Origin of the sequence: Bradyrhizobium sp. CCBAU 11386 (assembly GCF_028128955.1) — a bacterium.
Lineage (GTDB): Bacteria > Pseudomonadota > Alphaproteobacteria > Rhizobiales > Xanthobacteraceae > Bradyrhizobium.
The window spans coordinates 21,686-27,773 of record NZ_LBKA01000186.1 but is presented as its reverse complement, the minus strand read 5'-3'; the positions used below and the strand labels follow the sequence as shown (position 1 = coordinate 27,773).

At 64.9% G+C, this 6,088-nt stretch carries 7 protein-coding genes; 2 read left to right on the top strand and 5 right to left on the bottom strand.

Annotated elements, in window-relative coordinates; genetic code table 11:
• Positions 1-28: 28 nt before the first annotated feature.
• Positions 29-952, bottom strand: a complete 924-nt coding sequence (locus tag XI09_RS12715; protein ID WP_271567144.1) for a branched-chain amino acid aminotransferase — start codon at positions 950-952, stop codon at positions 29-31.
• A 171-nt stretch (positions 953-1,123) separates the two neighbouring features.
• Here XI09_RS12715 and XI09_RS12710 point away from each other — a divergent pair, with 171 nt between their 5' ends.
• Positions 1,124-2,059, top strand: coding sequence for an alpha/beta hydrolase (locus XI09_RS12710; RefSeq protein ID WP_271567143.1), 936 nt, complete (start codon positions 1,124-1,126; stop codon positions 2,057-2,059).
• Positions 2,060-2,068: 9 nt separating this feature from the next.
• Here XI09_RS12710 and XI09_RS12705 read toward each other — a convergent pair whose 3' ends face one another.
• The 4 genes from XI09_RS12705 to XI09_RS12690 form a co-directional block, all read right to left on the bottom strand.
• A complete protein-coding gene (locus tag XI09_RS12705; protein WP_271567142.1) occupies positions 2,069-2,317 on the bottom strand; it encodes a hypothetical protein in 249 nt (82 codons plus the stop codon).
• A 111-nt stretch (positions 2,318-2,428) separates the two neighbouring features.
• Complete coding sequence (locus tag XI09_RS12700; protein WP_271567141.1) at positions 2,429-2,989, bottom strand: carboxymuconolactone decarboxylase family protein; 561 nt, start codon at positions 2,987-2,989, stop codon at positions 2,429-2,431.
• 208 nt (positions 2,990-3,197) lie between these two features.
• Positions 3,198-4,361 carry a PLP-dependent cysteine synthase family protein gene (locus XI09_RS12695; RefSeq protein WP_271567140.1) on the bottom strand — a complete coding sequence of 388 codons (1,164 nt, stop codon included), beginning with the start codon at positions 4,359-4,361 and terminating at the stop codon, positions 3,198-3,200.
• Between the two features lie 45 nt (positions 4,362-4,406).
• Positions 4,407-4,871, bottom strand: coding sequence for an Lrp/AsnC family transcriptional regulator (locus XI09_RS12690; RefSeq protein ID WP_271567139.1), 465 nt, complete (start codon positions 4,869-4,871; stop codon positions 4,407-4,409).
• A 163-nt stretch (positions 4,872-5,034) separates the two neighbouring features.
• Here XI09_RS12690 and XI09_RS12685 point away from each other — a divergent pair, with 163 nt between their 5' ends.
• Entirely contained in the window at positions 5,035-6,048 is a 1,014-nt protein-coding gene (locus tag XI09_RS12685; RefSeq protein ID WP_271567138.1) for a 1-aminocyclopropane-1-carboxylate deaminase, read from the top strand.
• Positions 6,049-6,088: the final 40 nt, after the last annotated feature.

The following is a 6,088-nucleotide window of genomic DNA, read 5'->3' as shown; positions in this document are numbered from 1 at the left end:
GTTGGGGAGATATTGTGCTTCCGCATCATTATTGCGAGCGCAGCGAGGCAATGACGGGACAGGCGTCGCCCGCCAGCTTCACCGCATGCGCAAAGTCCCAATAGAGCTTACGCGCCTTGGTGTAGAGCGGGCCCGGCTTCAGCTCGCGCTCGTCGATGCGAATCACGGGCGCGACCTTGGCGAAATTGCCGGTTGAAAAGATCTCGTCGGCGGCGAGGAAGTCGGCATAGCGCAGCGTCTTCTCGACCACGGTGACGCCGTCGTCGCGAAGCAGGCCGATGACGCGCTGGCGCGTGATGCCGTTGAGGAAGGTGCCGTTCGGCACCGGCGTGAAGACCACGGCGTCCCTGGCCATGAACACGTTGGAATTGCCGAACTCGGCGACATTGCCGAGCATGTCGAGCATCAGCGCGTTCTGGAAGCCGCGGGAAGCTGCCTCCGCCAGTGCGCGCGAATTGTTGGGATAGAGGCAGGCCGCCTTGGCCTCGACCGGCGCGCATTCGGCCGTCGGCCTGCGGAACGGCGACAGCGTGATGGCGTTGCCGACGGGTTTGGGCATCGGCGCCTCGTAGATGCACAGGCACCAGTTGGTGGTCTCGGGGTCGAACAGCACGCCGCCGCCCGCCCCGTTCTGCGCCCAGTACATCGGACGGATATAAAGCTCGGCATTCGCCGCGAAACGCGCGATGCCTTCGTTTGCGAGCGTGAGCCAGGTGCCGGCATCGACCACCGGCTTCAGGCCAAAGTTGATCGCCGATTGATTGGCACGGGCGACGTGACGGTCGAGATCGGGTGCGACGCCTTCGAACGCGCGCGCGCCGTCGAACACGACCGAGCCGAGCCAGGCCGCATGCGTGCGCGGGCCCATGATCGGCACATTGCCGTCGTGCCATTTGCCCTCGAAGAAGGTCCAGCTCGGCGAATATTCAATGGGTTTCTTGATCTCGGCCATGACCGGCCTCCCCTGAAAATATCCGGGCACTATTATCCCAATTTCTAAATGATTCCCTGCGGGGAATAACGCCCCTCCCCTGGAGGGGCCCCTCCAGGAGGGTAGGCATCGAGGCGAAATAACATTGAGGAGCAAACCGGATATAATGCCGGCCAGGTTACGGAGTCCTCGATGCCGCTCGATCCGCTCGCAAAGCGTTTGTTGACCATGATGGCTGCGGCTGGGCCGCAGGCGCGGAGCCGGCCGACCGTCGAGGCGCGGCGGCAGTCGCTGGCGAAGCTGATGCAGTTTGCGCGTGCTGACGCGCCTGACGTGACCGCGTCCGACGGCACACTGCCCGGCCCCGGCGGAGAGCTTCCCTATCGGCTGTATTCGCCCGCAAGCGCCAGCGAGCGCGCGCCGGGCTTCGTGTTCTTTCATGGCGGCGGCCTGGTCGCCGGCAGCATCGCCACGCACGACCGCATCGCGGCCGCGCTTGCGCATGCCACCGGCTGCCGCCTGGTCTCGGTCGACTACCGCCTCGCGCCGGAGCACAAATTCCCCGCCGCGGTGGACGACGCGATCGCCGCCACCGAATGGGTCGCGCGCGAAGCGTCGTCCCTCGGCATCGACGCCGAACGCATCGTGGTCGGCGGCGATTCCGCCGGCGCTACGCTCGCCGCGATCGTGTGCCAGGAGGCGCTGCAGAACGCCGGCCTCTCCATCGTCGCGCAATGCCTGATCTGCCCGGTGCTGGATTTCGAGGAGACCTCGCCTTCGCGCGAGGCGTTCGCCGAGGGCCATCTGATCGATCGCATCACGATCGAAGCCGATCTCGCCGACTATCTGCCCGGCGACATCGACGCCGCCGATCCCCGCATCTCACCGCTGCGCGCGACACGCCTGGCGGGGCTGCCGACCGCGATCATCCATACCGCCGAGTTCGACCCGATGCGCGACGAAGGCAATGCGTATGCGCGCAAGCTGCTCGCCGCAGGCGTCGCCGTCGAGCACGTCTGCCATGACGGCATGGTCCACAATTTCCACGCCATGGGCGCGATCCTGCCGCAGGCGCAGCTCGTGTTGTCGCAGATCGGCGAACAGGTGCGGCGGGCGGTGGAGACGTAAAAGCGCGAATCACATGCGCGCATCGAGCACAGCGCGTGCCGCCACGACATATTCCGGCCAATGCGCGTCCGCGTAACGTTCGGCCTGGCGCGCGCAGGTGACGTCGGGCGCGTGCGCTGCTGCGATCATGCGCGCGAAGCGCTCCTCGGCCACCGTCGTGTCGTCGGTCACGGGCGTCGGCGCCGCCGTGGCCATTGCGTTCGGAACGACGGCGAGCCCCGCGATTCCAGCGAGCAAGATGCGACGTGACGTCTTCATGGCTTTCATTCCCTATTATCTTGCACTTCGATCGTGAACGACGAATGCGTCGCCAGGGCGGCAGGGTAGCCTCGCGCGCCCGTCCGGTCCAGAACCCGCGGATACGTCCGGCTACTCCGGCACCGGCACGTCGAAGGTGTTGAGCGTGACCGAGACCATGCAATAGACGCCGACGAGATAGGACAGCTCGGCCGCGCCATGCTCGCCGAATTCCTTGACCGCGGCGCGCCAGGTCAGTTCCGGCAGCACGCCGCCGCCGACCAGCGCCGATGCGACGTCGTAGGCGACCGCCTCCTGCCTGGTGAGATCCACCGGCCGCTGCCCGGCGACGATGGTCGCGAGCTTCTCGTCGGAGAGGCCGCGCTGCTCGGCCACCAGCACATGGGCATAGAGCTCGTAGCCGGAACGGAAATGCGAGCCGGTGACGAGGATCGCGACCTCGCGCACCGGCGCCGGCAGCAGCGGGTTCGACGCGATCGCCTTGACCAGCTCCCACACCGGCTTGCCGAAGCGCGGCTCGCGGATCCAGGGATTCCAGGGCCCGAGCAGCGCGCCGTCGTCGCGCATGTTCACAAAGCCTTTAAAATGGTCCTTGATGCCCGTCCGCATGTCGTCATAGAGCGGCTTCTGTTCGTCGGTCAGATCCTTCGGATCGAGAATGGGAAGGCGCACGGCAGGATCTCCTCGTTGAGAAGCGGTGACGGTCGCGCGCGTGCGCACGCGTGGCAAGTGAAGTTGCCGTGACGACCGTGCAATTTTGCAAATGCCAGGGAGACGTCGACCAGAGCCCCGTTCCGATGGAATCGGAACGGGGCTCTGGATTCTTTATTTTGACGCGTTTTCTTTACGCGAACCGGTATCCACTTCGCTCGAAAACGCTCTATGAGGCCTCGGGGCTTCGTGCGCTCTGCGGATTGACGACGTCTTCGACCGCGAGTGCCAATGGCTGCCCGGTGTCGAGGAACGACGACAGGGATGCCTCGAACGGCGCCGGATCGAGGCCGCGTGCCTTCAGCCATGCGGGCTCATAATAGGTCTGCCGGTAGCGCTCGCCGGAATCGCAGATCAGCGTCACCAGCGCCCCTGTTACGTTCGCGTAGCGCATTTCCGAGGCGAGCCGGCACAGCGCCAGGAAATTGGTGCCGGTGGAGCCGCCGACCGCGCGGCGCAGCCGGCGCGAGAGCACGTTCATCGCCGCGATCGTTGCCGCATCCGGGATCTTCATCATGCGATCGACCACGCCCGGCACGAAGGACGGCTCGCAGCGCGGCCGGCCGACGCCCTCGATCAGCGACGGGCGGTCGCAAACATGGGAGCGGTCCTGCGTGCGGAAGCAATCGAAGAAGGCGGAATGCTCGACGTCGGCGACGCACAGCCGCGTCGGATACTGGCGGTAGCGCAAATATCGTCCGATGGTGGCCGAGGTGCCGCCGGTGCCCGCACCCATCACGATCCAGTCCGGCAGCGGACGCGGCTCGCCCTGCAATTGCGTGAAGATCGATTCGGCGATGTTGTTGTTGCCGCGCCAATCGGTGGCCCGCTCGGCGAAGGTGAACTGGTCCATGTAGTGGCCGTTCAGGCGGGTGGCGAGCGCGGCGGCCTCCGCATACAGCGCGCGGCCGTCGTCGATCAGATGGCAGTTGCCGCCATAATGCTCGATCGCGGCGATCTTCTCCGCCGAGGTCGTGCGCGGCATCACGGCATAGAAGGGCACGCCGATCATCTGCGCGAAATAGGCTTCCGACACCGCGGTCGATCCCGACGAGGCTTCGACGACGGGCGTGCCTTCGCGGATGTGGCCGTTGCAGAGCGCGTAGAGGAACAGCGAGCGCGCCAGCCGGTGCTTCAGGCTGCCGGTCGGATGCGTGGATTCATCCTTCAGATAGATGTCGATGCCTGATAGCGCCGGCACGATCAGCCGGATCAGATGCGTGTCGGCGGTGCGGCACTGGTCGGCCTCGATCGCGGCCACGGCCTCGTCCACCCAGCCGCGCCGATAGGCCGGTGCGACAGGATTTTGCTGACGGAAGGGAGGTGATTGCATCGAGGGAATCTCTCATGATGCGCATCGCGCATCAATAGCTCCCGCTCAGAACTCCAGCGGCGCGTTGTCGACGACCTCCTTCATCACGAAGAAGGTGCGGGTCTGGCGCACGCCGGGCAGCGCGATGAGCTGCTCGCCATGGATGCGGTTGAAGTCCTCCATGTCGCCGACGCGGATCTTGAGGAAATAGTCGAAGTCGCCGGCGACGAGGTGGCAGTCGAGCACGAATTTCAGTTTTGCGATCGCCTGCTCGAAGATGGCAAAGCTTTCCGGTGTCGAGCGGTCCAGCACGACGCCGACCATGACCAGGGTCCCCTTTGCCACCTTCTTCGGGGCAACCATGGCGCGCACAGTGGCGATGAAGCCGTCCTCGAACAGGCGCTGGGTGCGGCGGTGGCAGGTCGCGGGGCTGATCGCGACGGTTTCGGCCAGCTCGGCATTGCTGAGCCGGCCGTTATTCTGCAGCAATCTCAATATCTTAAGGTCAACGCGGTCGAGTCGGGATGGCATGGAAGAAGCTTCCGATATTGGATCGTTTTCTGAAAGAAATATTAGCTCAATTGCCAATCCCCGCAAGATAACATGCAATATTGGCGCAGCATTCGAGAGCACATTCCTTACCACGTATGCTAGTCGCTGCGGCCAGCTCAACACCAATCGGGATGACCTGACCATGCTGGAAAAATTCGCGCGCTATCCGCTGACCTTCGGCCCGACGCCCATCGAGAAGCTGGAGCGGCTGTCGAAGCATCTCGGCGGCAATGTCGAGATCTATGCCAAGCGCGAGGACTGCAATTCCGGCCTCGCCTATGGCGGCAACAAGCTGCGCAAGCTCGAATACATCATCCCGGATGCGATCGCCTCGAACGCCGACACGCTGGTCTCGATCGGCGGCGTGCAGTCCAACCACACCCGCATGATCGCCGCCGTCGCCGCCAAGATCGGCATGAAGTGCCGCCTGGTGCAGGAAGCCTGGGTGCCGCACGAGGACGCCGTCTATGACCGCGTCGGCAACATCATGCTCTCGCGCATCATGGGTGCCGACGTGCGCCTGGTCGATGACGGCTTCGACATCGGCATCCGCAAGAGCTGGGAGCAGGCGATCGAGGAGGTGAAGGCCGCGGGCGGCAAGCCTTACGCGATTCCCGCCGGCGCCTCCGTGCACAAATATGGCGGGCTCGGCTATGTCGGCTTCGCCGAGGAAGTGCGCAAGCAGGAAGCCGAGCTCGGCTTCAAGTTCGACTACATCGTGGTCTGCACCGTCACCGGCTCGACCCATGCCGGCATGCTGGTCGGCTTCGCCGCCGACGGTCGCGCGCGAAAGGTGATCGGCATCGACGCCTCGTTCACGCCGGCGCAGACCAAGGCGCAAGTGCTTTCGATCGCGCAGAACACGGCCAAGCTCGTCGAGCTCGGCAAGGACGTCGTTGCAGACGACGTCGTGCTGATCGAGGACTACGCCTATCCCGCCTATGGCGTGCCGTCGGAAGAGACCAAGGAAGCGATCCGCCTCACCGCGCGTCTCGAGGCCATGATCACCGACCCCGTCTACGAGGGCAAGTCGATGCAGGGCCTGATCGACCTGACGCAGAAGGGCTATTTCGAGAAGGGCGCGAAGATCCTCTACGCCCATCTTGGCGGCGCGCCGGCGCTCAACGGCTACGGCTACGCGTTCAGGAATGGCTGAGATAGCCCTGCTCGCGCCTCCTCACCGGTGTCGTCCCGGG

Coding starts and splice junctions, on each gene's coding strand:
- XI09_RS12715 (WP_271567144.1), bottom strand. CDS start 952: ATGGCCGAGATCAAGAAACCCATTGAATATTCGCCGAGCTGGACCTTC.
- XI09_RS12710 (WP_271567143.1), top strand. CDS start 1,124: ATGCCGCTCGATCCGCTCGCAAAGCGTTTGTTGACCATGATGGCTGCG.
- XI09_RS12705 (WP_271567142.1), bottom strand. CDS start 2,317: ATGAAGACGTCACGTCGCATCTTGCTCGCTGGAATCGCGGGGCTCGCC.
- XI09_RS12695 (WP_271567140.1), bottom strand. CDS start 4,361: ATGCAATCACCTCCCTTCCGTCAGCAAAATCCTGTCGCACCGGCCTAT.
- XI09_RS12690 (WP_271567139.1), bottom strand. CDS start 4,871: ATGCCATCCCGACTCGACCGCGTTGACCTTAAGATATTGAGATTGCTG.
- XI09_RS12685 (WP_271567138.1), top strand. CDS start 5,035: ATGCTGGAAAAATTCGCGCGCTATCCGCTGACCTTCGGCCCGACGCCC.